Source organism: Citrobacter sp. MGH106, assembly GCF_001037495.1.
GTDB classification, from domain to species: Bacteria; Pseudomonadota; Gammaproteobacteria; order Enterobacterales; family Enterobacteriaceae; genus Citrobacter; species Citrobacter murliniae.
Genome location: NZ_KQ089822.1, coordinates 3,072,872 through 3,098,963, shown reverse-complemented (window position 1 = coordinate 3,098,963; position 26,092 = coordinate 3,072,872). Strand labels below are relative to the sequence as shown.

Below are 26,092 nucleotides of genomic sequence, written 5' to 3'. Positions count from 1 at the left end.
CGGCGGGGGATTATCCTCCGCCGCTTTTTTTTGCAGCAATTGCCCCCATAATGCCTGTCTGATACGTATTTTGCGTAACTAAGGGTTGTCAGTCTGTCCGGGTTATAAGATCATACGCCGTTATACGTTGTTTACGCTTTGAGGAATCCACGATGAGTGAGGCTGAAGCCCGCCCGAGTAACTTTATTCGTCAGATCATCGATGAAGATCTGGCCAGTGGTAAGCACACCACTATCCATACCCGTTTTCCGCCGGAGCCAAATGGCTATCTGCACATTGGCCACGCGAAATCCATCTGTCTGAACTTTGGTATTGCGCAAGACTACCAGGGCCAGTGCAACCTGCGTTTTGATGATACGAACCCGGTTAAAGAAGACATCGAGTACGTTGAATCGATTAAAAATGACGTTGAATGGTTAGGTTTTCACTGGACTGGCGATATTCGCTACTCTTCGGATTACTTCGATCAACTGCACGCTTATGCGGTAGAGCTTATCAACAAAGGTTTGGCGTACGTCGACGAACTGTCTGCTGACGAAATCCGTGAATACCGCGGTACGCTGACCCAGCCGGGCAAAAACAGTCCGTTCCGCGATCGTAGCGTCGAAGAGAACCTTGAACTGTTCGAAAAAATGCGTACCGGTGGCTTTGAAGAAGGTAAAGCCTGCCTGCGTGCGAAAATCGACATGGCTTCACCGTTTATCGTTATGCGCGATCCGGTGCTGTACCGCATTAAGTTTGCCGAGCATCATCAGACCGGTAACAAGTGGTGCATCTATCCGATGTACGACTTTACCCACTGCATCAGCGATGCGCTGGAAGGTATCACGCATTCACTGTGTACGCTGGAATTCCAGGACAACCGTCGTCTGTATGACTGGGTGCTGGATAACATCACTATTCCGGTTCATCCGCGCCAGTACGAATTCTCGCGCCTGAATCTGGAATACACCGTGATGTCCAAGCGTAAGCTGAACCTGCTGGTTACCGACAAGCATGTTGAAGGCTGGGACGATCCGCGTATGCCGACTATCTCTGGTTTGCGTCGTCGTGGTTACACGGCCGCTGCTATCCGTGAGTTCTGCAAACGCATCGGCGTGACCAAGCAGGACAACACCATTGAGATAGCCTCTCTGGAATCCTGTATTCGTGAAGATCTGAACGAAAACGCTCCGCGCGCGATGGCAGTTATTGATCCAGTGAAACTGGTTATCGAAAACTATCCGCAGGGTGAAAGCGAACTGGTTACCATGCCGAACCATCCGAATAAACCGGAAATGGGCAGCCGTGAAGTACCGTTCAGCGGTGAAATCTGGATCGATCGTGCTGACTTCCGCGAAGAAGCTAACAAGCAGTACAAGCGTCTGGTAATGGGCAAAGAAGTCCGTCTGCGTAATGCTTATGTTGTTAAAGCCGAGCGTGTAGAGAAAGATGCAGAGGGTAATATCACCACTATTTTCTGCACCTATGATGCTGATACGCTGAGCAAAGATCCGGCTGATGGGCGTAAAGTAAAAGGCGTTATTCATTGGGTTAGCGCTGCACATGCGCTGCCGATTGAAATCCGCCTGTATGACCGTTTGTTTAGCGTACCAAACCCAGGCGCCGCGGACGACTTCCTGTCCGTCATTAATCCTGAGTCACTGGTTATCAAACAGGGTTACGGCGAGCCGTCGCTGAAGTCTGCAGTTGCGAGCAAAGCGTTCCAGTTTGAACGTGAAGGTTACTTCTGCCTCGACAGCCGCTACGCAACAGCGGACAAGCTGGTATTTAACCGTACCGTTGGTCTGCGTGATACGTGGGCGAAAGCGGGCGAATAAACCGCAGCAATACATCCTTTCAAACGCCGCATTCTGCGGCGTTTTTTTTGCCAGAAAACACGTAACAACTCTGTTTGCGGAGCAAAATAATTATTATTCAGGAATGAATTTTTCCATTTCTTATTTTTGAATCAAAACCTTGAGTGAAGAGCTTCTCTGGGCTGAAACCGATTTCATCTTCATGGAAAACAAGCATTTTTTCATTTTTTCAACGCTTTTTTATTTATCGATGAAAATGTAACAGAAAGCAATGAAATATGTGCGGTTGCCCATGTTCTTACATAATGGTTACAAAAAGAGATTGATAATTCGCGTCGCGAAAAATAGTCTATCCATTGTAGTCAATGAGGTTTTCTCAGCGCTACTTTTTTAATTTTTGTTTTTTCGCTGTTCGCTTTTAGTCGGCAGCATTTTATACGTCAAAGAGGATTAACATATGCGTACGTTTAGTGGCAAACGTAGTACGCTGGCGCTGGCTATCGCCGGTATTACAGCAATGTCGGGTTTGGTTGTCGTTCCCCAGGCGCAAGCCGAAGGTTTTTTTGATGATTCAACACTGACTGGCGGCATCTATTACTGGCAGCGTGAGCGTGACCGTAAAGATGTTACCGATGACGACAAATACAAAACCAACCTTTCTCACGCCACCTGGAACGCTAACCTCGATTTCCAGTCCGGTTATGTGGCCGATATGTTCGGCCTTGATGTGGCTGCTTTTACCGCAATTGAAATGGCGGAAAATGGCGACAGCGGGCATCCAAACGAAATTGCATTCTCGAAAAAAAATAAAGGCTATGACGAAGATTATTCCGGCGATAAGAGCGGAATAAGTCTGTATAAAGCGGCGGCGAAATTTAAGTTTGGCCCGACCTGGGCGCGTGCCGGTTATATTCAACCTACCGGGCAGACTCTGCTGGCTCCGCACTGGAGCTTTATGCCAGGGACCTATCAGGGTGCTGAAGCTGGTGCCAACTTTGACTACGGCGATGCTGGCGCGTTGAGCTTCTCCTATATGTGGGCAAACGAATATAAGGCTCCGTGGCACACCGAAGTCGATAAATTCTATCAGGCCGATAAAAAGACTAAAGTTGATTACCTCCATTCCATCGGCGCTAAATATGATTTCAAAAATAACCTGTTGCTTGAAGCGGCATTTGGTCAGTCCGAAGGCTATGTTGATCAATACTTCGCGAAAGCCAGTTACAAATTTGATTTAGGCGGCAATCCGTTTACTACCAGCTATCAGTTCTATGGTGCGCGTGACAAGGTTGATGACCGCACCGCTAGCAACATTTATGACGGTACAGCCTGGCTGCAGGCGCTGACCTTCGGCTACAAAGTGGCGGAAGTGGTTGATCTGCGACTGGAAGGAACCTGGGTTAAAGCAGACGGGCAGCAAGGTTACTTCCTGCAGCGTATGACCCCGACGTATGCGTCTTCAAACGGTCGTCTGGATATCTGGTGGGATAACCGTTCTGACTTCAACGCCAACGGTGAAAAGGCAGTCTTCTTCGGTGCGATGTACGACCTGAAGAACTGGAACCTGCCTGGCTGGGCTGTGGGTGCATCATACGTTTACGCATGGGATGCCAAGCCATCTACCTGGCAGATCAACCCGGATGCGTACTACGACAAAAATCGTACTATCGAAGAATCATCTTACAGCCTGGATGCGGTCTACACCCTGCAGGACGGTCGAGCGAAGGGCACTATGTTTAAACTGCACTTCACCGAGTACGACAACCATTCAAACATTCCGAGTTGGGGTGGTGGTTACGGCAACATCTTCCAGGATGAGCGTGACGTGAAGTTCATCGTTATTGCTCCGTTCACCATCTTCTAATGCGAACAGCGGCGGGCCTGGTGCCTGCCGCATTGTTGAGGAGTGTGCTATGAAAAAATTGATACTCATCACCGTTATGGCATCGGGGCTGGTGGCCTGTGCACAATCACCGGCACCGAAAGAAGATAGCCGTCTTAAAGAAGCCTACAGCGCATGCATTAATACCGCGCAGGGCTCACCGGAGAAAATAGAGGCCTGCCAAAGCGTGTTAAACGTGCTGAAGAAAGAAAAGCAGCACCAGCAGTTTGCCAATGAAGAAAGTGTTCGCGTGCTGGATTACCAGCAGTGTATTCAGGCTACGCGCACGGGCAACGATCAGGCTGTCTCTGCCGATTGTGACAAGGTCTGGCAGGAAATTCGCAGCAAGAACTCGGCAAAATAAAACGCGGTTCGAACAAAACGGGCGGAGATATTTCTCCGCCCGTCTGCATTTCAGAGTTTATTGTCTGCCGGTTGATAATTTCGGCTTAAACGGACAAACAGCATTGCCGTGGCGGAGAGCCCGCAAAGTGCTGCACACATCAGCCACCATCCAGGTGAACTTTTATCTCCTGTTAACTGAACCAACGCTGTTGATATTACTGGCGTCAGACCGCCAAAAATAGCAGTGGCAAGACTGAAAGCCAGTGAAAAACCCACTGTACGTACATAAACAGGCATCACCTCAGTGAGCGCTGCAACCATTGCCCCGTTGTACATGCCAAAAAAGAACGAGAACCAAAGCAGTACCAACGTCATACGGGTGAAATCTGGCGCGGCAGTCAGCCAGTGCATTACAGGCCAGGTGGTGATCAATGCGAGCACGGTAATACCCATCAGCACCGGACGACGGCCAATTCGGTCTGAAATTGCACCTCCAATTGGCAGCCAGATAAAGTTAGAAATACCGACCAGCATGGTGACAATAAGGCTGTCGCGGGCGCTGAGGTGTAGCACGGCTCTGCCGTAGGTCGGGGTATAAACGGTGATAAAGTAAAATGTGGTAGTGGTCATTGCCACCAGCAGCGTACCCGCTGTGATGAGACGCCAATTTTTGATGATAGTGGTGAAAATTTCCCTGGTGTCGGGACGGTGCGTGCGTTGTAAAAATGCGTCAGTCTCCTGAAGCGAGCGGCGGAGAACGAAAATCAAAGGAATAATCATGCAACCAATAAAAAATGGAATGCGCCATCCCCATTCAGAGATCTCATCGTGCGCCAGCGTGGCGTTCAGACCGTAACCAATCAGAGCCGCCACCACAATGGCAACCTGTTGACTGGCAGACTGCCAACTGGTGTAGAAGCCTTTATTCCCCGGTGTGGCAATTTCAGAAAGATAAACAGAGACGCCTCCTAACTCCACACCAGCAGAGAATCCCTGTAATAATCGTCCCAGTAATACCAGCGCAGGGGCCAACAGACCGATACTTTGATAGCCGGGAACCAGGGCAATTAGCAGGGTACCGCAACCCATAATCGCGAGCGTTACCATCAGCCCTTTACGGCGACCAATTCTGTCTATGTAAGCTCCCAGTACAATTGCACCAACAGGTCGCATTAAGAAGCCCGAACCGAAAACGGCAAAGGTCAGCATCAGGCCAGCAAATTCACTCTCTGCGGGAAAGAACGTTTTTGCAATATAGGTGGCGTAAAAACCGAACAGAAAAAAGTCGAACTGTTCGAGGAAATTACCGCTGGTTACCCGCAGTATTGCGCCGAAAGTACCAGCGCGCGATGGTTGTTGTGTCATTGGGTTTGCTCTCCATTGTCTTTATCTTGTTTTTATAGAGGTAAGAGTGTGTGGGTTAGTCGCCTGCGACTCCCGCCTGTTTTCCGCGCCGTCTTTCTATTGCCCACTTGAGTAAGGAAGCGCAGCGGTAAAATCCGTGGGCAAATTTTCCGTAAGGAATGGTCAGAAAGAGTGCCATGACCACGCCGAGATGAATGGCGAGCAGAATAGCCATCCAGGAGGTGTCTCTACCTGCCAGCAACGCTAAACCAGTCAGGCTGGTCAGTAGCAGCAGCAAAATAAAACCGCGATCCATTGGTTTTTGCCGCGCGTCACCATGTAGCAGTGAGCGCTTAAGATTCAGCCATAACAAGCCAGCAGGGCCTACAACTAAACCAATACCGCCCAAGGTGCCAAGGATCACTGGAAGACTAAAGAACGGGTAGGGTGCTTCTATACCTGCGAAGTAGTGATAGCCCGTCGCTACGATGGTGGCGGCAAAGCAGAGCATAAAACCGTAGAAGGTGAAGTGATGGAAACGGCGACGCATCAGAGTGAAGGCATCATCCGCTTCGTTACAACCTTTGCCGTGCCCACCGTCGAGATATTTCAACGTCAGCGCATTGTGTGAGGCTTCAGCAATTTCCGCGGAACGCGGCATACCCGGGGAGATCTCTCGCCAGAAGCGGATCACGCCTGCCATAAGCAAACCTATTGCCAGGATAAAAACAGAGCCAAACATCCATGCCAGCAGGTTATGCGGAAAAATTTGATAGAAATCCCCGGCCAGTGGAGGATGGAGTAATGAACCCTTTAAACCCATGGCGAGGAGCAGAAACACGATAAGGCCGAAAACCAGCGACAGCGTCGTGGTTACGCCTGCCCGATGATAAAGCGCGCCAAAGGCCGCAGGTTGGGCGTAGTGCTGATAGGTTTCCAGCCGTACTTCCGCCATCGCTTTCGGTACATTGAGAGCAAATTCATGGGGCGGAGCATATTGGCAGGCGTGCAGACAAGCACCACAGTTATGGCACAAGTTTGCCAGATAGTTTATATCCGCTTTACCAAATTCCAGACGCTGAGTCATCGCCGGAAAAACTGCGCAAAAACCTTCGCAATAGCGGCAGGCATTACAGACCTGCATCACACGTTCAACCTCTGCTTCCGGCTCGGTAAGAATTTGCGCTTCAATGATCAATTTCTCAAGCTGCTTCATGATGAGCCTCCTTTTGTGCAGCCAGGGCGGCCTCTTTTCCGGCAATACAGCCAAAAGTTGTGCCGATAGACATTCCTACACCAGCGGTATAGCCTTTACCCAGCACATTGCCCGCCATCATCTCTCCGGCAACGAACAGGTTGCGGCTTGGCTGTCCGGCAAAGTGTACTGCGGCATGTTCGTCCACTTTCAGCCCCAGATAGGTGAAGGTGATCCCCGGGCGTAAGGCATAGCCATAGTAAGGTGGCGTATCTAATGGTCGTGCCCAGTGTGTTTTCGCCGGTGTCAGACCTTGTGTTGCGCAGTTATCCAGCGTGGTGTGATCGAATTGCCCAGGCAGGCAGGCGCTGTTGTACTGCATGATGGTGTGGGTAAAGCGTTCGGCATCCAGTCCCAACTGGCGAGCAAGCTCTGTCAGCGTATTGGCCTGTGCGCCAGGAAAGACCGGAGGCATGAAGTGGCCGATCGCTTTACTGTCGATAATGGAGTAGCCAATTTGTCCGGGCTGATGGGCAACCAGCCGTCCCCAGATAGCGTAACGTTTTGGCCAGAAATCTTCGCCTTCATCATAAAAACGTTCAGCATCACGATTTACCACTATGCCCAGCGAGACACAGTCCACACGGGTGCAAATTCCGCCATCGTATAATGGTGCTCTGGCGTCAATCGCCACGCAGTGTGACTGGGAGGGATCGCCGACAATGTCCGCCCCGGCATCGATCATAAATTTAAGCAGTACGCCCTGGTTAAAGCGTGTGCCGCGAATAAGAAAGTTATCCGCAGGCCACTCGCCGCGGGCATTCTTGCCCCACGCCTCCCGCAGCCATTCGCGGTTAGATTCAAACCCCCCGGCGGCAAGCACGCAGGACTTAGCCACAATGCGCTCTTTGCCTGCCAGTGCCGCTACGAACTCGCCATTATGCAGTTCTAGCGCCTGGATCGGTGTGTTATAGCGAATTTGCACGCCCAGCTTTTCTGCGCTGCGATAATAGGCATTCACGAGAGCTTTTCCGCCGCCCATAAAGAAGGCGTTAGTGCGCGCCACATGCAAAGCACCGGAAAGAGGGGGTTGAAAATTAACGCCGTGCTGGCGCATCCAGTCGCGACATTGCGAAGAGGTACGTATCACCAACCGCGCCAGTGCTTCGTTGGTATTTCCTTCAGTTACACGCCAGAGATCCTGCCAGAACTCCTCTTCTGGATAGCTCTCCACCAGGACATCCTGTGGGGCATCATGCATACAGCGTAAATTACGCGTGTGTTGGGAATTCCCTCCGCGCCATTCTCGGGGGGCTGCTTCGAGCAGTAATACAGAAGCCCCTTGCTCCCGGGCGGTTAAGGCGGCACATAATGCGGCATTGCCGCCGCCAATCACCAGAACATCAACCATCGTATACTCCATTACCATTTAACTAATTGTTAAATTTGTAATTAAAATGTATACGTGTAAGTTGTGTGGGCGCTACGCTGTGATGCTAAATAGCCCTTTAGTTATTGTAAAGAATTGCGCCTGGCCAGCTTCCCGCTTCCACCAGTTGACACATCACTTTGGTCAGTATCACGCGGGCAGCGAGACCTGCGGGGGTAAGTTCATCATCAGAAAGGCTGACAAGAAAATTAGGGCGGCTAAGTATTGGATTATGGACGCCGATCACTCTTAGCGTCTCTTTATCGAGATGCGAAATCGCCGCGCCGGGTTGTAATGTGGCACCGATTCCACTGCGAACGGCGCTCATCAACAGCGTCAGACCATCAATTTCTGTAGTGATCTCAATGTTCAGAGCATGTTCCTGGCAGATAGCATCCAGTCTGCCGCGCAGGCCGTGACCCGGGCTTGGCATTATCAATGGAATATTAACCAGCTGGGCAGGGGCGATATTGTCATCCGTAATATCATCCAGTAAAGCATGGGTGCCAATCAAAAATAGCCGTTCTTCGAGAATCGGTCTGGCACTCCAGCGCAGGATTTTTTCCTTTTGAAACACCACTGCTAAATCAATTTGGCGGGTATTAATCATCCGCTCCAGGTTACCGGAGAGGCTTTCCACCACATGCAGGCGGACATCTGCATAGTTTTCCCGCATTGCATTAATGAAAGGCACACCGAGCACGGATGCGGTACTGGGAGCCATTCCGACGCTGACGTGACCGGAAAGCCGGGCCTCTCGAGCCGCGAGGATCGCATCGTCTGCGTGACGTAATGCCAGTTGTGCCTGGGAGTAAAAAGCCAGCCCGGCGCTGGTGGGCGTCACGCCACGAGAGGTTCGTTGCAGCAGGCGAATAGCGAGTTCGTTTTCCAGCCGGGTCATTTGCTGGCTGAGAGCCGAAACACCAATATTGAGATCGAGCGCCGCGCTGCCCATACTGCCGGTTTCTACAATACGAACATAATAGCGTAGCTGGCGAAGCTCCATTTCGGCTCTCCGATGAGGTAGGGTGAATTTTACATTAAAGCTGCATTGACTCGAAAGGAAGAGGCCCCCGGCCAGGTTTAGCTTATAAAAAAAGCCAACCGCAGGGTTGGCTTTTCAGAAAACATCATATTATTTGGCGTCGTGCGCATGCTCATCTTCGCGGCAATCGCCTTCAGCGCAGTGACCGTACAGATAGAGGCTATGGTTGGTTAAGCGAATACCATGTTTAGCCGCAATCTCACGCTGACGCGCTTCGATGGAATCATCGCTAAATTCGACCACTTTGCCACAGTCGAGGCAAATCAGGTGATCGTGATGATGCTGTTGGGTTAATTCGAAGACGGATTTGCCACCTTCAAAATTATGGCGGGTTACGATACCGGCATCATCAAATTGGTTCAGCACGCGATACACGGTCGCCAGACCAATCTCTTCACCCATGTCTATCAGGCGTTTGTATAAGTCTTCCGCACTGACGTGATGGTTATCCGGTTCCTGAAGAACTTCCAGAATTTTTAAACGAGGAAGCGTTACTTTCAGGCCAGCCTTCTTTAATGCGGTATTATTGTCAGTCATGCGGAATCTGTCCTGTAGCTAAGCGGTTCACTTCATTAACAGAAGTGACAGAAATTGCACTTGAGATAATGCGTATCATTATAGAACTGCCATGTCTAAATGAAAACAGCAAGTCTCTGGCAAATATTGTTAATCAAAACGTGGTATCGCCGACAAACACTCTGTGCAATACCCGATTGGCATCCAGCCATTGTACAGGGTCAGGCGAGAAAGTTACAAATTTGTAGCAATTATTTTGATTGGTTTTATCTATTGATGCGGCGTAGATACGTTTCTACGCCGCATGAAATCAGGCGTTAATGATTTCGTCGAGATGCAGTTCTTCAGAAATCTGTTTAACCCATTTTTCTACGCGTTCAGCGGTCAGCTCAGGCTGGCGATCTTCATCAATAGCCAGACCGACAAAGTGGTCATCATCAGCCAGGCCTTTAGACGCTTCAAAGTGATAACCCGCCGTTGGCCAGTGACCGACGATGGTTGCGCCGCGTGGTTCGATGATGTCGCGGATGGTACCTAACGCATCACAGAAATATTCTGCGTAGTCTTCCTGGTCGCCGCAGCCAAACAGCGCAACCAGTTTACCGTTAAAATCAATGTCTTCGAGAGTAGGGAAGAAGTCGTCCCAGTCACACTGCGCTTCACCGTAATACCAGGTTGGGATACCGAGCAGAAGAATGTCATACCCTTCCAGGTCTTCTTTGCTGCTTTTTGCAATGTCATGTACATCGGCAATGTCTTTACCAAGCTGTTTTTGAATCATTTTTGCGATGTTTTCGGTGTTACCGGTGTCGCTGCCGAAAAAGATGCCAGTGATTGCCATGAGTAAAATAACCTCTTGAAACTTATTGAAATGGTGGTGGCGCAATGCCCACGGATAAGGGCAATCATAGCAGAACAGTCAGGCATGCGGAAACAGCAAACACGCGGGACTGCACTCTGTGCTACACGATTTATGATTTAGAGCAGAAATTCAGACTATGCCTGACCACGCAACGTGGCGAGTTGGTTCATCAGCATCTCTTCGATGAGTTCACTGCGACTCATGTTACGCGCGTCCGCCAGCTCGTTCAGAGCGTCAACGGCGTCGGCATTCAGTTTCAGTTCGACACGCTTAAGCCCGCGAACTTTGTCGCGTTTAAGCTGATTACGTTTATTAATACGTAACTGTTCATCACGCGAAAGCGGATTGGTTTTGGGTCGTCCCGGGCGACGCTCCTGCGCGAACAGATCTAATGTCGTACGGTCCGTTTGTTCTTTGGCCATGATCTTGGTGACTTCGGGGAAACAATCAGCCAGGCGTCTGCCCGGATGGATAGCGCGCCATCATACATCAGCAGGGGGGGCGCGCCAACGCCCACGCACGTAATCGCGCGCGGACGCTGAGTTTTTAATCAGTTGGCCTTGTCCGTCAGATAACGACGGATGGCGCGTAGGACCGCATCTGGTTTTTCTGCGTGTACCCAGTGACCTGCACCTGCAATAACATGCGCCCTTGCCTGAGGGAATTGCGCCAGTAATTGGTCACGGTACGCTTCGGTAACATACGGCGAGTTTCCACCAGGGATGAACAGCGCCGGATGATCCCATGCAGGTATGGTTTCCCAGCCCACAATATGAGGATACTGGTCCCACAATGCGGGGACATTGAAACGCCACTCGCCGTCAACAAAGGATTTCAGCAGAAACTGGATTACGCCTTCTTCTTTCAGGTACTGGCGCATCACGCTTGCCGCCTGCTGGCGTGATGCGGCTTGTGCATCCGTCACGGCATTAATCGCCGCAAAGATCTCATCGTGACGACGGACATGGTAGTCAACCGGTGCAATATCGATAGCCACCAGTTGATCGATACGTTCAGGTGCCAGCGCGGTTAGCGCCATCACCGCTTTGCCCCCCATTGAGTGACCAATAAAAGTCGCTTTTTCTATTTGTTGGGCGTCCAGTGTATCCAACAGGTCTTGCGCCATGGCCGGGTAATTCATCTCTGGCGAACGAGGGGAGAGCCCGTGATTTCGCATATCAACCTGAATGATGTCGTGATCGACTACCAGGTCACGTGCCAGTATGCCCAGGTTATCCAGGCTGCCAAACAGACCGTGAACCAGGACGATGGGGGAATTATTGTGCAGGTTTTGTGCAGATTGCGCTCGGATATTCAATTTCATGGCAAAGTTCTTTTTTTCACACTAGCGGGTTAGGGTATCATGTTGACCATTCTGCCACAGGGCTGCAACAACTACGGTTACTCCGAGTTTTTCTGGCCATCAGGCTTGACGCTATCCGCTGTTGGGATTTGCCTTTACACTAGGTGTAATAATCCCAACAACTTGTATTCAGCTAAGACACCGCACTGGATTAAGATGAAAACGATTGAAGTTGATGATGAACTCTATAGCTATATTGCCAGCCACACCAAGCATATCGGCGAGAGCGCATCCGACATTTTACGGCGTATGTTGAAGTTTTCTGCCGCATCACAGCCTGCCACTCCGGTGGTAAAAGAAGTCCGCGCCGTGCAACCTGTCGTGGAAGCCAAGCCGGTCGACCCCGTTAAAGATAAAGTGCGCGCCATGCGTGAACTGCTGCTTTCCGATGAATATGCGGAACAGAAAAAAGCAGTGAATCGCTTTATGCTGGTGCTGTCTACACTCTATTCACTGGATCAGCACGCGTTTGCTGAAGCAACGGAGTCGTTACACGGTCGCACACGCGTCTATTTTGCAGCGGATGAACAGACGCTGCTGAAAAATGGTAATCAAACCAAGCCGAAACATGTGCCTGGCACACCGTACTGGGTGATCACCAACACGAATACCGGCCGCAAATGCAGCATGGTTGAACACATCATGCAGTCAATGCAATTCCCTGCGGAATTGATTGAAAAGGTTTGCGGAACAATTTAATCCTTGCATTAGAGGGACCAGGCAATGGCAATCCACAAGCGTGCAGGTCAGCCTGCACAACAGAGTGATTTGATTAACGTCGCCCAACTGACGGCACAGTACTATGTACTTAAACCAACAGCCGGGAATGCTGAGCATGCCGTTAAGTTCGGGACATCCGGGCATCGTGGTAGTGCAGGTCGTCACAGTTTTAACGAGCCGCATATTTTGGCAATCGCCCAGGCCATTGCCGAAGAACGTGCGAAAAACGGGATTACCGGGCCTTGTTATGTGGGCAAAGACACCCATGCGCTGTCTGAACCGGCATTTATCTCTGTACTGGAAGTGTTGGCGGCAAACGGTGTTGATGTCATCGTGCAGGAAAATAACGGCTTTACGCCAACGCCTGCCGTGTCAAATGCAATCCTGGTCCACAACAAAAAAGGCGGCCCGCTGGCTGATGGCATTGTCATCACGCCGTCTCACAACCCGCCGGAAGATGGTGGCATTAAATACAACCCGCCAAACGGTGGTCCGGCAGATACCAACGTCACTAAAGTGGTGGAAGATCGTGCCAACGCGCTGCTGGCTGATGGACTTAACGGTGTTAAGCGAATTTCACTGGATGCGGCGCTGGCGTCGGGTCACGTGAAAGAACAGGATCTTGTGCAGCCGTTCGTGGAAGGGCTTGCAGATATTGTCGATATGGCAGCGATTCAAAAAGCGGGTCTGACGCTGGGTGTCGATCCGCTGGGTGGCTCCGGTATCGAATACTGGAAGCGTATTGCCGAGCACTACAAACTGAATCTGACCATTGTTAACGATCAGGTTGATCAGACCTTCCGCTTTATGCATCTCGACAAAGACGGTGCTATCCGTATGGACTGCTCCTCCGAGTGTGCGATGGCGGGTCTGCTGGCGCTACGTGATAAGTTCGATCTGGCATTTGCTAACGATCCAGATTATGACCGTCACGGCATCGTCACTCCGGCCGGGTTGATGAACCCGAACCACTATCTGGCAGTCGCGATCAACTATCTGTTCCAGCATCGCCCGCAGTGGGGCGAAGACGTTGCCGTTGGCAAAACGCTGGTGTCTTCAGCGATGATTGACCGTGTGGTGAATGATTTAGGACGTAAACTGGTTGAAGTACCGGTTGGCTTTAAATGGTTTGTTGATGGCCTGTTCGACGGTAGCTTCGGTTTCGGCGGCGAGGAGAGCGCGGGGGCTTCTTTCCTGCGTTTCGACGGTACACCGTGGTCGACCGACAAAGACGGGATCATTATGTGTCTGCTGGCGGCCGAAATTACTGCCGTGACCGGTAAGAACCCGCAAGAGCATTACAACGAGCTGGCCGCGCGTTTTGGTGCGCCGAGCTATAACCGTTTGCAGGCAAGCGCGACCTCCGCGCAGAAAGCAGCGCTGTCTAAACTCTCTCCGGAGATGGTCAGTGCCAGCACGCTGGCGGGTGATCCGATCACCGCGCGTCTGACGGCGGCGCCAGGCAATGGTGCTTCTATCGGCGGTCTGAAAGTGATGACTGACAATGGCTGGTTTGCCGCACGTCCGTCAGGTACTGAAGACGCCTATAAAATCTACTGCGAGAGCTTCCTGGGTGAAGAACACCGCAAGCAGATTGAAAAAGAAGCGGTTGAGATTGTCAGCGAAGTGCTGAAAAACGCGTAACCAGAAAAGGAGCCGAAAGGCTCCTTTTTTACATCTGGTACCCGGTGAAATATCACGGCATAAACCGATAGCCAATCCCGGTTTCGGTTATAAAGTGACGAGGGCGCGCCGGGTCTACTTCCAGTTTCTGGCGCAAGTGCCCCATATAAATTCGCAGGTAGTGGCTGTGCTCGACGGCGTTGGGACCCCAAACCTGATTCAACAGCTGACGCTGGGTCAGCACCTTCCCGCTGTTATTGAGAAGTATCGCCAGCAGGCGAAATTCAATTGGCGTCAGGTGAATTTCCTCTTCGCCACGATGTACCAGACGCGCGGCAATATCCACTTTCACATCGGAAAAATGCACGACTGGCTCGGGTGCGGGTCCAATAGCGTGGCGGCGTAATGCCACACGCAAACGCGCCTGCAGTTCGCCAATGCCAAACGGCTTGCTGAGATAATCATCAGCACCGGCATCCAGTGCGGCGATTTTGTCGCTCTCTTCACTGCGAGCTGAAAGCACTATAACGGGAATAGCGCTCCATTGTCGCAGGTCGCGAATAAAATCAGTGCCGTCACCGTCTGGCAGGCCGAGATCGAGAATGATGAGATCGGGTTTACGCGTCGCGGCCTCCAGCAGGCCACGTTGCAACGTTTCTGCTTCATACACGCGCAGACCATCGGCTTCCAGCGCGGTGCGCAGAAAGCGACGAATGGCCTGTTCATCTTCAACAATCAATACGTTTGTCACATATCCTCATGAAAATCTTCAAGTTCAGGGGGTAATTCTTGCGGCAGTGTAACACGGAAGCAAGCGCCACCCTGCGGTCGATTATGGGCGGTAATGGTCCCGCCATGCACGTCGACAATAGCCTGGCAAATTGCCAGTCCCAGCCCAACGCCCGGTACTGATGACTCTTTGTTCCCCCGGGAAAACTTGTCGAAAATACGTTGTTCCTGGCCTGACGGAATGCCAGGCCCGTTATCCCACACGTCCAGTTGCAGGTGTTCGCCCTCAACCTGTGCTTCAATTCCTATTTGTGCCTGCGGGCCTGCGTATTTGACGGCGTTTTCCAGCAGATTAATCAGCACTCGTTCAAAGAGTGGCCCATCAACGTGTATTAGCGTCAATGGCTCAGGAAGTGACAGATTAATTGGTGCAGCCAGGCCAGGCTCCAGCATCTGTAAGGCGCTGCCCACCACTTCCTCCAGCGTTAACCACTCTTTCTTAAGATTAAAGCCGCCAGACTGAATTCGCGCCATATCCAGCAGATTATTTACCAGCCGGGTCGTGTTAAGGACATGCTGGCGAATTTCGCTGGCCTGACGGGCGTGCTTCGAGCCTTCCGTTGCCAGATCCAATGTTAAAATCTCCGCCTGACCGAACAGCACCGTTAACGGCGTGCGTAAATCATGAGAAAGGGCGGCGAGCAGGGCGTTGCGGATGCTCTCGCGTTCGCTGGCAAATCGCGCCAGCTCTTCGCTGGCAGTCAGCGCCAGTCGCTCCAGGGCGCTGGCAACCAACAAGGTAAAGGTTTCCAGCAGTCGTTGTTGTTCCGGGATCATCAACTGTCGAAGATTCCCCGGTTCTACTATCAACAGTCCATACGTTTTGTCGGCGCTTTTTAACGGTAAGATCTGATACGGTACGCCCGGTAAGGTATCGGTGCCGGCCCCGGCCGGTTGTCCCTTATCAAAGCTCCAGCGGGCAATGGCATCATCCCAGGGCGTCGTGCCTTGTTGATGCGTCAGCGGAGCCAGTTTGCCGTTCTCATCGGGCAATAAAACCTGACTGCGGGCCTGAAAGGTTGAGGTAATAAACTGCTCACTGGTGGCAGCGATATCTTGTTGACTCCGCCCCACGGCCAGGGCTTTGGACATCTCGTACAGATGCCGCGTGCGCTGTTCCCGGTAGCGAGCGACTCGTGCCTGATAGCGCACTCCTGCGGTCAGATTCCCGATGACCAGACCGACCGTCAACATAACGGCGAATGTGAGCAGATACTGGACGTCCGAAACGGCCAGCGTACCGCGCGGGGCAATAAAGAACAGATCGAAGCTGGCGACGTTAATAAAGGTCGCCACCACAGACGGCCAGCGTCCGTAGAACAGGGCGATCACTACCACGCCTAACAGGTAGAGCATTACCAGATTGGCGGCATCAAAGGCAACCAGCCACTGCATGGCTATCAGCGTTGTGAAGGCGCACAGTGCAGCTGCAACCAGACAGCCCTGAATCTGTACCCGCCACTTATCTTTAAAGGTACGCGTGTCAGCAGCCTGAACCGCCGGACGTGGAGGGGGATCGTCCAACGCGACAATCATCAGATCGAGATCCGGTGCGCGATGGGCCAGCTTGTCGGCAAAAGAATCACTGCGCCACCTGCGTCGCGTTGTCGGACGCCCCAGCACGATTTTTCCCAGATTGTGCTCCCGGGCGTAGCGGACGACCGCTTTATCTTCTGCGGGATCGGAGAGGGTGGCTGTTTCTGCTCCTAATTCCTGTGCCAGTCGCAAGGCGCCAAGAATTGCGCGACGTTGCTTTTCGGGTAACTGATGCAGTGCGGGTGTTTCGACATACACGGCATGCCAGATACTACCGAGACGTGCAGCCAGACGTGCGGCGGCACGCACCAGCTTTTCGCTGCCGGTGTTGTGTCCGATACACAGCAGGATGGCATCGCGGGTGTGCCAGACTTTTTCCTCTCCAGGGTGACCTCGCCAGGCGCGCATTTGATCGTCTACCCGATCAGCTGTACGTCGCAGGGCCAGTTCGCGCAGTGCGATCAAATTGCCTTTGCGGAAGAAGTGTTCGATAGCCCGTTCTGCCTGACCGGCAATATAGACTTTGCCTTCGTTCAGACGTTGGCGCAGATCGTCAGGGGGGAGATCGACCAGTACCACATCGTCAGCCGCATCGAAAAACGGATCGGGGACGGTTTCGCGGACCTGAATACCGGTAACGCCGCTGACGATATCGTTCAGGCTTTCCAGATGCTGAACGTTAACAGTGGTAAAGACATCAATTCCAGCTTCCAGCAGTTCTTCGATGTCCTGCCAACGGCGAGGGTGACGCGAGCCTGGCGCATTACTGTGCGCCAGTTCATCCATTAAAATCAGGGCAGGGCGACGGGCAAGGGCGGCATCGAGATCAAACTCGCTGATGTGCCGCCCACGGTGTGACTGGCGTTTCAGCGGCAGCATGGCGAGTCCGTCCAGCAGTGCGGCGGTCTCTTTACGCCCGTGAGTTTCCACCACGCCGATCAACACATCCAGCCCTTGCGCCCGTAACCGCTGGGCCTCAGCCAGCATAGCCCAGGTTTTCCCGACTCCAGCGCAGGCACCGAAGAAGATTTTCAGCTTTCCCCGGTGCGGGGCGGCGGTCTGTTCCAGTAAGCGATCCGGATTGGGGCGCAAGGGTTCTTCTGTCATGACCTTTTTCTCAGCGTTTATCCAGCGCTAAATTAAGTTCCACCAGGTTCACTACCGGCTGGCCGATAAACCCGACCAGCGGCTTATGCGTGTATTGTGCAACTAACTGCGTTACCTCTTCAACGCTGAGGTTACGGGCTTGCGCCACGCGGGGGATCTGCCAGGCTACCGCGTTCGGTGTCAGATTATTGTCCAGTCCACTGGCAGACGCCGTGACCAGTTCCACCGGAACAACTGGGTTAGCCTGCGGATTTGCAGCACGCAGCGCGGCAATCCTGCTTTGCAATTGTTTATCCAGCTCCGGGTTGCTGGCCGCCAGGTTACTGCCGCCTGAACCCATTGGATTATAGGGCATTTCCGCCGTCGCTGAAGGGCGTCCCTGAAAATAACCGGCGGCGGTAAAGTTCTGGCCGATGAGTTCAGAGCCGCGAACGACCTGACCCTCACGGAGCAGTGACCCGTTAGCCTGATGGGGAAACCACCATTGCCCCAGTGCGGTTGTCAGCAAAGGATATGCTCCGCCGGTGATAAGTATCAGGAAAATCAATGTTGATAGTGCAGGACGTAATCCACTCATCTGAAACCTCACACCAGACCCAGCAGGGTCAGCAATAAATCAATCACTTTGATACCAATAAATGGCACAACCAGACCGCCCAGACCGTAGATCCATAAGTTACGGCGCAGCATGGCGGAAGCCGATAACGGTTTATAGCTCACGCCCTTCAGCGCCAGTGGGATCAGAAAGACAATAACCAGCGCATTGAAGATGACCGCGCTCAGGATTGCCGAATCCGGCGAATGCAGGTGCATCACGTTAAGTGCGTTGAGCTGCGGGTAGGTTGCGGCAAACGCAGCCGGGATAATGGCGAAATATTTCGCAACGTCGTTGGCAATACTGAAGGTGGTCAGCGAGCCACGTGTCATCAGCATCTGTTTGCCAATATGCACCACTTCAATCAGTTTAGTGGGGTTAGAGTCCAGATCGACCATGTTGCCCGCTTCCTTCGCGGCCTGGGTCCCGGAGTTCATGGCAACCGCCACATCTGCCTGAGCCAGTGCGGGGGCGTCGTTGGTTCCGTCGCCGGTCATCGCCACCAGACGACCTTCCGCCTGGTACTGACGAATAAGTGCCAGCTTGGCTTCCGGTGTGGCTTCCGCTAAAAAGTCATCCACCCCGGCTTCTGCCGCAATCGCGGCGGCGGTTAGCCGGTTGTCGCCTGTGATCATCACCGTTTTGATACCCATTTTGCGCAACTGGGCAAAACGTTCTTTGATCCCGCCTTTAACGATATCTTTCAGCGCAATCACACCCAGTACGTGCGAACCTTCGGCAACGACCAGCGGCGTCGCACCAAGGCGAGCGACGTTTTCGACCTTCTGCTCAACATCGGCAGGGAAGTGCCCTCCGTTGGCTTCGACGTGACGACGAATGGCGTCTACTGAACCTTTGCGGATCATGCGGTTGTCGATATTGATACCGCTCATCCGGCTTTGTGCGGTAAACGGTACAAATGTGGCGTGCAGCGATTGCACGTCGCGTATGCGCAGATTAAAGCGCTGTTTTGCCAGCACCACGATGCTACGACCTTCTGGCGTTTCATCCGCCAGTGACGAAAGCTGTGCGGCGTCGGCCAACGTTTTTTCATCAACGCCCTGGGCGGGAAGAAAATCTGAAGCCTGACGGTTGCCCAGCGTAATGGTGCCGGTTTTATCCAGCAGCAGTACGTCCACGTCACCTGCTGCTTCTACCGCTCGCCCGCTGGTGGCGATGACATTCGCACCCAGCATGCGGCTCATTCCGGCGACGCCAATTGCGGAGAGCAGGCCACCGATAGTGGTGGGGATCAGGCAGACCAGCAATGCAACCAGAACTGTGACGCTGACCGCGCTGCCGCCCCAGGCGGAAAACGGCCACAGCGTAGCGGTTGCCAGCAAAAAGACGATAGTCAGGGCGATCAGCAGGATCGTCAGCGCGATTTCATTTGGCGTTTTCCGCCGTTGGGCGCCTTCGACCATTGCGATCATTCGGTCGAGGAATGTTTCGCCGGGGTTGACGCTGCATTCGATCACCAGCCAGTCGGAGAGGATGCGAGTTCCTCCGGTAACTGATGCGAAGTCACCGCCGGATTCGCGGATAACCGGCGCAGATTCCCCGGTAATGGCGCTTTCATCCACCGATGCGCCGCCTTCGATGACTTCGCCGTCGCAGGGGATAATATCGCCTGCTTCAACCAGCACCACATCCCCTTTACGCAGTTCGCTGGCAGGAACATGATCCATTGACGAGCCGTATTTGGGTTCGCGTAATTTACGTGCGAAAGCTGTTTTTTTCACCCCTTTCAGGCTGTTGGCCTGTGCTTTGCTACGTCCTTCCGCCAGCGCCTCGGCAAAGTTGGCGAACAGAACGGTCACCCATAACCAGAGACTTATCGCCCCGGTAAATATTGGGTTCCCGATCATGTGCCCGGTTGCCATCGCTACGGTTATCAGCGTGGTCAGCAGGCTGCCGATCCAGACGATAAACATGACCGGATTGCGCCACTGGGTATGTGGGCTTAATTTTTTGACGGCGTCCATAAGCGCTTGCGCGACCAGAGAGGGTTCGAACAGCGCCAGTTGCTTGCGACTCATAATAATGTGCTCCGCATCGCTCAACGTAAAGAGAGGTATTCTGCGACCGGGCCAAGCGCCAGAGCAGGAATAAAGGTAAGAGCGCCAACCAGTAACACCGTACCGATTAACAACCCGACAAACAGCGCACCGTGTGTGGGCAGAGTGCCAGGGCTTGCGGATTGGCTCTTTTTACCGACCAACGACCCGGCAATTGCCATCACCGGAATAATGACGCCGAAGCGCCCGAAGAACATGCAGAAGGCCAGCAGGCAGTTCCAGAATGGGCTGTTGGCGCTTAACCCGGCAAAGGCGCTACCGTTGTTGTTCGCTGCAGACGATACGGCGTACAGCACCTCACTGAAACCGTGTGGCCCAGGGTTGAGCATCGCGCTGCGCCCGGCGTCGCTCATCATGGCAATCGCTGTACCAAGCAGCACCAGTGCAGGGGTAACCAGAATCGCCAGCGCTGTCATTTTCATTTCGCGCACGTCGATTTTCTTACCCAGATATTCCGGGGTACGGCCAATCATCAGTCCGGCGATAAATACGGCCAGCAGAACAAACAGCAGCATGCCGTATAAACCTGAACCCACGCCGCCAAACACCACTTCGCCAATCTGCATCAACCACATTGGCACCATCCCGCCCAGCGCGGTGAAAGAGTCATGCATAGCGATGACCGCCCCGCAGGATGCTGCCGTCGTGACGACCGCAAACAGACTGCTGACCAGCACGCCAAAGCGGCTCTCTTTACCTTCCATGTTGATATTGCTGTCTGCGCCAAACGCCATCAGATGTGAATTACCCTGAATCTCAGACCACATCACGATCGCCACGCAGATGACAAAAATCAGCGACATTGCCCACAGCAGAGTACGTCCCTGACGGCGATCGCCCACGACGTCGCCAAAAGCAAAGCACAGGGCGGCGGGAATTAAAAAGATCGCCAGCATCTGCACCATGTTGGTCAGTGCGGTTGGATTTTCAAACGGATGTGATGAGTTAGCGTTAAAGAAGCCGCCACCGTTAGTGCCGAGCATCTTAATGGCTTCTTGCGAGGCGACCGGACCCATCGGCAGCAGTTGTTTAGCGCCTTCAAGCGTGGTGAACGCCTGGTAAGGCAACAGGTTTTGCAGCGTGCCTTGCTGTATAAAAAACAGGGCGATGAGCAGAGCAATGGGCAGCAAGATCCATAACGTAATGCGCACCAGATCCACCCAGGCGTTACCCAGCGTGTTCATACTTTGGCGTGTGAAGGCGCGGATCAGGGCGAAAATCACCGCGATGCCGGTCGCCGCTGACAGGAAATTCTGTACGGTCAGCCCGGCCATTTGGCTGAAGTAGCTTAAGGTGGTTTCGCCGCTGTATGACTGCCAGTTGGTATTGGTAACAAAACTCACGGCGGTATTCAGCGCGAGATGCCATGAGAGTCCCGGCAATTGCTGAGGGTTCAGTGGCAGCAAACCTTGCGCCATCAGCATCGAAAACAGTACCAGCAGACCCAACATATTGAGTGCAAGAATTGCCAGCAGATACTGCTTCCAGTTCATTTCGTGTTGCGAAATGCCCAGCCCACGCCAGAGCACACGTTCAATGCCGGTCACGCCCGGCAATGATGCGTCATTGATAAGCCTTGCCAGCCCTGCGCCCAATGGTCTGGCTACAACAAAAAGAACCAGTAAGAAACTGGCGATGAGTAAAAATCCTTGTGCCGCCATCAGAACGCCTCCGCATTGATCAGGGCATACACCAGATAACCTAATAATAAAAACACCAGCACAATGCCGGTTATCACGCCTGCACTCACGGTGCACCTCCAGTGGCATAAATGTGATAACCAGAGCGTAGTTTTTTGGTTGCAAAGATTTCGCAAAAATCGGCGGGCGGGATGTAAAAAAAGTATAAAAATGGCAAAGGCCATTATTTAACTAATGATTAGTATTAATTTAACTTTTATGTAACTAAATTACGAATTTAAGTTAAACGAAGCATCAATAGATAAAAATAAGTGGTCGGATGAGTAGTAAAATTACACACAAGGCGGTATTATTTTCATCAGTTAACCAAGTTTATTTTTCCGGTGCGATTCACCGAACAGATATAGGGGAGAAAAGTATGGATCTTTACAAAGAATATCCAGCACATGTTGTCTTATTACGCCGTACTTTCGCCGTTGTGGCGGGCGTGCTGGCGCTACCGGTCATGCTGTTCTGGAAAGACCGCGCCCGTTTTTACAGCTACCTGCACCGCGTCTGGTCGAAAACCAGCGATAAGCCGGTGTGGATGGATCAGGCTGAAAAAGCGACCTGCGATTTCTATTAATTTATCGAAATTGCTCAAGAAAACCGCTAACAGTAATGTAGCGGTTTTTTTTATGCTCCGACGTCTACACTTATTCAGATAACGGATAAGGAGTTGTGATGAACGAGAAAATCCCGGTGGGTATAAGTGCCTGCTTGCTAGGTGCTAACGTTCGCTTTGATGGCGGACATAAACGGCTGGCTTTTGCCGTGGAAGACCTATCTCCGTGGGTGCGCTTTGAGCCAGTGTGTCCGGAAATGGCCATTGGATTGCCAGTGCCTCGTCCTGCGTTACGTCTGGTAAAAAACGATGATGGTGCTATTTCTCTGCGTTTTAGCGATAAGCGGGAAGGGAACCTCACTGATGCCATGACGGTTTTCAGTAACCAACAGATCGGGCAGTTTGAACATCTGTGCGGCTACATCGTCTGCGCAAAATCCCCCACCTGCGGAATGGAACGTGTCCGCGTGTACGATGCTGACGGTAAAAATAACCGCAAAGCGGGACGCGGTATCTACACATCATTATTGATGGACGCATATCCGTGGTTGCCAGTAGAAGAGGATGGGCGGTTGCATGACCCGCAAATCCGCGAAAACTTTGTTGAACGAATGTATGCGCTGCATGAACTAAATGGTATTCGTGAGCAAGGGCTGACACGCGGAGCACTGATTGACTATCACAGTCGCTATAAGCTGTTGCTGTTGACGCATTCTCAGCCAGCATATCGGGAGCTCGGGCGTTTTGTGGCAGCGGTTCACGAATGGGAAAGTCTGGATGCCTTTTTTATCGCTTATCGCCAGCAGTTGATGGCTTTGATGTCGCATCAGGCTACCCGGCGTAACCATACTAATGTTTTGATGCACGTTCAGGGGTATTTTCGTAAGCAGCTCAATGCTCGTCAGCGTCAGGAACTCGCAACGCTGATTGATGATTATCGGCGCGCAACGCAGCCACTGCTTGCTCCCGTGACGCTGCTCAAACACTATATGGCAGAATACCCGGATACCTGGCTTTCCGGACAGCGCTACTTTGATCCCTGGCCCGCAACGTTACGTTTGCGCTATGGAAGCTAATTGTCTTATTGATTTGGGAGCTTTATGACCACCCATTTGGTCTGGTTTCGTTGTGATTTACGTCTGCACGATAATCTCGCCCTCGCCGCCGCGTGCCGTGATCCTTCTGCTCGGGTACTGGCGTTATATATTGCCACTCCCGAACAGTGGACGTCACATAACATGGCTCCACGCCAGGCGGCGTTTATTAGCGCTCAATTAAATATGCTACAAACGGCACTGGCAGAAAAAGGCATTCCCCTTCTGTTTCATGAAGTTACCGATTTTTCCGCCAGCGTGGATACAGTAAAAAACGTCTGTGCGCAGCATGATGTCAGCCGGCTTTTTTATAACTATCAGTATGAAATAAACGAACGACAGCGTGATGTAAGTGTGGAAAAGTCATTGCCACACGTGATCTGTGAGGGTTTTGACGACAGCGTGATCCTGCCTCCGGGGGCGGTGATGACCGGCAATCATGAAATGTATAAAGTCTTTACGCCATTTAAAAATGCCTGGCTGAAACGTCTAAAAGACGGTGTTCCTGAGAGTGTTGCCGCGCCAAAGAGACGAGACAGCAGCACTATTTCCGCACCGTTAACCGCAATTACGCTGAGTTATCCGCAGCAGGATTTTGATGTGCGACATTTCCAACCGGAAGAAAAATCGGCTATCGCGCAATTACGTCAGTTTTGCCAGCAGGCTGTCGCGGAATATGAACAACAGCGTGACTATCCGGCAATTGATGGCACCAGCCGGTTATCCGCAAGTCTTGCAACCGGTGGATTATCGCCGCGTCAATGCCTGAACCGGTTGTTAGCAGAACAGCCGCAGGCACTTGAGGGCGGGAGCGGAAGCGTCTGGTTGAATGAGCTTATCTGGCGCGAGTTTTACCGCCATTTAATGACATACCACCCGGCACTGTGTCGTCATCGTCCCTTTATTCGCTGGACCGATCGTGTTCAGTGGCAGGATAACTCTGCACATTTTCAGGCGTGGCAGACGGGGCAAACGGGATATCCCATTGTGGATGCCGCCATGCGCCAGCTTAACACCACAGGATGGATGCATAACCGTTTACGCATGATTACCGCCAGCTTTCTGGTGAAAGATCTGCTGATTGACTGGCGTAAAGGAGAGCAGTATTTCATGTCGCAACTGATCGACGGCGATCTGGCAGCCAATAACGGTGGCTGGCAGTGGGCGGCGTCAACCGGAACTGATGCCGCGCCGTATTTTCGTATTTTTAATCCAACGACTCAGGGGGAAAAATTCGATCGTGACGGTGAGTTTATCCGCCAGTGGGTGCCGGAATTACGCGAGGTGCCAGGAAAAGCAATCCACGAGCCGTGGAACTGGGCGGAAAAAGCGCAGGTGACTCTCCATTACCCTCGCCCCATTGTCGACCATAAGCAGGCGAGATTAGCCACGCTCGCGGCCTATGAGGCGGCGCGAAAAGGGTGAGTGCGTGGTGGATTTCTGCGTAATGCATTCCAGCAGAATGCACATGTTGCTAGCGGGCGCATTTAGCGCTGAATCGTGTGCGTAAGACCGTTACTGCCTGAATGCACCAGTTACGCCTGGGCAGTAAAGTCCCGTCATCTTCTTTCAGGTGACGGAACACGATGACAACGGCAACGACTTCCACTCCGCATGATGCGGTATTCAAAACGTTTTTACACCATCCCGAAACTGCGCGGGATTTCCTCGAGATTCACCTTCCGGCTTGTCTGCAAAAGCTTTGCGATTTTAATACGTTGAAGCTGGAGTCAGAGAGCTTTATTGAAGCGGATTTACGTTCTTGCTACTCCGATGTGCTCTGGTCGCTGCACACACGCGACGGTGGCGGTTATGTCTATGTTGTTATAGAGCATCAGAGTTCAGCCGATCCGCATATGGCTTTTCGTTTGCTGCGTTATGCGATGACGGCCATGCAGCGCCATCTGGACGCCGGACACAAGGAACTGCCGCTGGTAATACCGATGTTGTTTTATCACGGTAACCGCAGCCCGTACCCGTATTCACTGTGTTGGCTGGATGCGTTTGCAGATCCTGTGGCGGCAAGGCAACTCTATGCCAGTGCATTTCCACTGGTGGATATAACGGTAGTACCCGATGATGAAATCCTGACGCACAGGCGAATGGCGTTGCTGGAACTCATGCAAAAATATATCCGTCAGCGGGATTTGATGGGACTGGTAGAACAACTGGCTACGCTGTTACTTACAGGATGCGCTAATGACACGCAGCTACAGGCGATGTTTAATTACATTCTGCAATCCGGCGATGCATCTCGCTTCAATGAATTTATGCAAGAGATGGCGCAACGGATCCCCCAACACAAGGAGAGGCTGATGACTATTGCGGAGCGATTACGGTTAGAGGGATTACAGGAAGGGGTACAGCAAGGTAAACGCGAGGCTGCATTACGTATAGCGCAAACAATGCTGGCGCAAGGAATAGCTCGTGAAATGGTGTTACTGGTTACAGGTCTGTCGGAAGAGGATTTGGCAGTTAATAATTCGTAATCTCTTGATAAAAAACAGGCCCGAGTCGTAGTACATC

24 protein-coding genes are annotated in these 26,092 nt (G+C 52.2%); 9 read left to right on the top strand and 15 right to left on the bottom strand.

Features of this window, described 5'->3' with window-relative positions:
• The first annotated feature begins 152 nt into the window (after window positions 1-152).
• The 3 genes from glnS to chiQ all read left to right on the top strand — a co-directional run bounded on the left by glnS (window position 153) and on the right by chiQ (window position 4,045).
• The gene (gene glnS / locus SK36_RS14545; RefSeq protein ID WP_045441061.1) at window positions 153-1,820 is read left to right on the top strand and encodes a glutamine--tRNA ligase; all 1,668 of its coding nucleotides are present in this window, start codon (window positions 153-155) and stop codon (window positions 1,818-1,820) included.
• Between the two features lie 436 nt (window positions 1,821-2,256).
• Window positions 2,257-3,663 carry a chitoporin ChiP gene (gene chiP / locus SK36_RS14540; RefSeq protein ID WP_045441062.1) on the top strand — a complete coding sequence of 469 codons (1,407 nt, stop codon included), beginning with the start codon at window positions 2,257-2,259 and terminating at the stop codon, window positions 3,661-3,663.
• A 49-nt stretch (window positions 3,664-3,712) separates the two neighbouring features.
• Window positions 3,713-4,045, top strand: coding sequence for a ChiQ/YbfN family lipoprotein (gene chiQ, locus SK36_RS14535; protein ID WP_045441063.1), 333 nt, complete (start codon window positions 3,713-3,715; stop codon window positions 4,043-4,045).
• A gap of 50 nt (window positions 4,046-4,095) precedes the next feature.
• Here the strand turns inward: chiQ and SK36_RS14530 are convergent, their stop codons facing one another.
• The 9 genes from SK36_RS14530 to ybfF form a co-directional block, all read right to left on the bottom strand.
• Window positions 4,096-5,391, bottom strand: coding sequence for an MFS transporter (locus tag SK36_RS14530; protein WP_045441064.1), 1,296 nt, complete (start codon window positions 5,389-5,391; stop codon window positions 4,096-4,098).
• A 55-nt stretch (window positions 5,392-5,446) separates the two neighbouring features.
• Entirely contained in the window at window positions 5,447-6,586 is a 1,140-nt protein-coding gene (gene tcuB / locus SK36_RS14525; RefSeq protein WP_048221852.1) for a tricarballylate utilization 4Fe-4S protein TcuB, read from the bottom strand.
• Window positions 6,573-7,976: an FAD-dependent tricarballylate dehydrogenase TcuA gene (gene tcuA, locus SK36_RS14520; protein ID WP_048221851.1), complete on the bottom strand. Its 1,404-nt coding sequence runs from the start codon at window positions 7,974-7,976 to the stop codon at window positions 6,573-6,575. Before tcuA ends, tcuB begins: the two co-directional genes overlap by 14 nt.
• 97 nt (window positions 7,977-8,073) lie before the next feature.
• Window positions 8,074-9,000, bottom strand: coding sequence for a tricarballylate utilization LysR family transcriptional regulator TcuR (gene tcuR, locus SK36_RS14515; RefSeq protein ID WP_048221850.1), 927 nt, complete (start codon window positions 8,998-9,000; stop codon window positions 8,074-8,076).
• Between the two features lie 129 nt (window positions 9,001-9,129).
• A complete protein-coding gene (gene fur, locus SK36_RS14510) occupies window positions 9,130-9,576 on the bottom strand; it encodes a ferric iron uptake transcriptional regulator (protein ID WP_045441068.1) in 447 nt (148 codons plus the stop codon).
• Window positions 9,569-9,655 carry a ryhB-regulated fur leader peptide gene (locus tag SK36_RS24730; protein ID WP_100247215.1) on the bottom strand — a complete coding sequence of 29 codons (87 nt, stop codon included), beginning with the start codon at window positions 9,653-9,655 and terminating at the stop codon, window positions 9,569-9,571. Before SK36_RS24730 ends, fur begins: the two co-directional genes overlap by 8 nt.
• A 210-nt stretch (window positions 9,656-9,865) precedes the next feature.
• Window positions 9,866-10,396: a flavodoxin FldA gene (gene fldA, locus SK36_RS14505; protein WP_045441069.1), complete on the bottom strand. Its 531-nt coding sequence runs from the start codon at window positions 10,394-10,396 to the stop codon at window positions 9,866-9,868.
• 155 nt (window positions 10,397-10,551) lie between these two features.
• Window positions 10,552-10,839, bottom strand: a complete 288-nt coding sequence (ybfE, locus tag SK36_RS14500; protein ID WP_048221849.1) for a LexA regulated protein — start codon at window positions 10,837-10,839, stop codon at window positions 10,552-10,554.
• Window positions 10,840-10,967: 128 nt separating this feature from the next.
• Complete coding sequence (gene ybfF, locus SK36_RS14495) at window positions 10,968-11,741, bottom strand: esterase (protein WP_045441071.1); 774 nt, start codon at window positions 11,739-11,741, stop codon at window positions 10,968-10,970.
• 195 nt (window positions 11,742-11,936) lie between these two features.
• Between ybfF and seqA the strand changes: the two genes are divergently transcribed.
• Both seqA and pgm read left to right on the top strand, forming a co-directional pair.
• Complete coding sequence (seqA, locus tag SK36_RS24725; protein ID WP_045441072.1) at window positions 11,937-12,479, top strand: replication initiation negative regulator SeqA; 543 nt, start codon at window positions 11,937-11,939, stop codon at window positions 12,477-12,479.
• A 24-nt stretch (window positions 12,480-12,503) separates the two neighbouring features.
• Complete coding sequence (gene pgm, locus SK36_RS14485; protein WP_045441073.1) at window positions 12,504-14,144, top strand: phosphoglucomutase (alpha-D-glucose-1,6-bisphosphate-dependent); 1,641 nt, start codon at window positions 12,504-12,506, stop codon at window positions 14,142-14,144.
• A 52-nt stretch (window positions 14,145-14,196) separates the two neighbouring features.
• Here pgm and kdpE read toward each other — a convergent pair whose 3' ends face one another.
• The 6 genes from kdpE to kdpF are packed head-to-tail and all read right to left on the bottom strand — an operon-like array spanning window position 14,197 to window position 21,978.
• Window positions 14,197-14,874, bottom strand: coding sequence for a two-component system response regulator KdpE (kdpE, locus tag SK36_RS14480; protein WP_045441074.1), 678 nt, complete (start codon window positions 14,872-14,874; stop codon window positions 14,197-14,199).
• Window positions 14,871-17,555, bottom strand: a complete 2,685-nt coding sequence (kdpD, locus tag SK36_RS14475; RefSeq protein ID WP_048221848.1) for a two-component system sensor histidine kinase KdpD — start codon at window positions 17,553-17,555, stop codon at window positions 14,871-14,873. The genes kdpE and kdpD overlap by 4 nt, the downstream gene beginning before the upstream one ends.
• A 10-nt stretch (window positions 17,556-17,565) precedes the next feature.
• A complete protein-coding gene (gene kdpC / locus SK36_RS14470; RefSeq protein WP_045441076.1) occupies window positions 17,566-18,132 on the bottom strand; it encodes a potassium-transporting ATPase subunit KdpC in 567 nt (188 codons plus the stop codon).
• 8 nt (window positions 18,133-18,140) lie between these two features.
• On the bottom strand, window positions 18,141-20,189 hold the full coding sequence (gene kdpB / locus SK36_RS14465) for a potassium-transporting ATPase subunit KdpB (RefSeq protein WP_048221847.1): 2,049 nt from the start codon (window positions 20,187-20,189) through the stop codon (window positions 18,141-18,143).
• Window positions 20,190-20,209: 20 nt separating this feature from the next.
• The gene (gene kdpA / locus SK36_RS14460; protein WP_048221846.1) at window positions 20,210-21,889 is read right to left on the bottom strand and encodes a potassium-transporting ATPase subunit KdpA; all 1,680 of its coding nucleotides are present in this window, start codon (window positions 21,887-21,889) and stop codon (window positions 20,210-20,212) included.
• Window positions 21,889-21,978 (bottom strand): K(+)-transporting ATPase subunit F, encoded by a 90-nt coding sequence (gene kdpF, locus SK36_RS24455; RefSeq protein WP_001670793.1) that lies wholly within the window; start codon window positions 21,976-21,978, stop codon window positions 21,889-21,891. Before kdpF ends, kdpA begins: the two co-directional genes overlap by 1 nt.
• A gap of 308 nt (window positions 21,979-22,286) precedes the next feature.
• On the opposite strand from kdpF, the gene SK36_RS14450 reads away from it, so the two are divergent.
• From SK36_RS14450 to SK36_RS14435, 4 genes are all read left to right on the top strand, one after another.
• Window positions 22,287-22,493 carry a YbfA family protein gene (locus tag SK36_RS14450; protein ID WP_045441079.1) on the top strand — a complete coding sequence of 69 codons (207 nt, stop codon included), beginning with the start codon at window positions 22,287-22,289 and terminating at the stop codon, window positions 22,491-22,493.
• A gap of 98 nt (window positions 22,494-22,591) precedes the next feature.
• The gene (locus SK36_RS14445; RefSeq protein WP_045441080.1) at window positions 22,592-23,548 is read left to right on the top strand and encodes a YbgA family protein; all 957 of its coding nucleotides are present in this window, start codon (window positions 22,592-22,594) and stop codon (window positions 23,546-23,548) included.
• Window positions 23,549-23,572: 24 nt separating this feature from the next.
• Complete coding sequence (gene phrB / locus SK36_RS14440; protein ID WP_048221845.1) at window positions 23,573-24,991, top strand: deoxyribodipyrimidine photo-lyase; 1,419 nt, start codon at window positions 23,573-23,575, stop codon at window positions 24,989-24,991.
• A 161-nt stretch (window positions 24,992-25,152) separates the two neighbouring features.
• The gene (locus SK36_RS14435) at window positions 25,153-26,055 is read left to right on the top strand and encodes an Rpn family recombination-promoting nuclease/putative transposase (RefSeq protein ID WP_045441082.1); all 903 of its coding nucleotides are present in this window, start codon (window positions 25,153-25,155) and stop codon (window positions 26,053-26,055) included.
• Window positions 26,056-26,092: the final 37 nt, after the last annotated feature.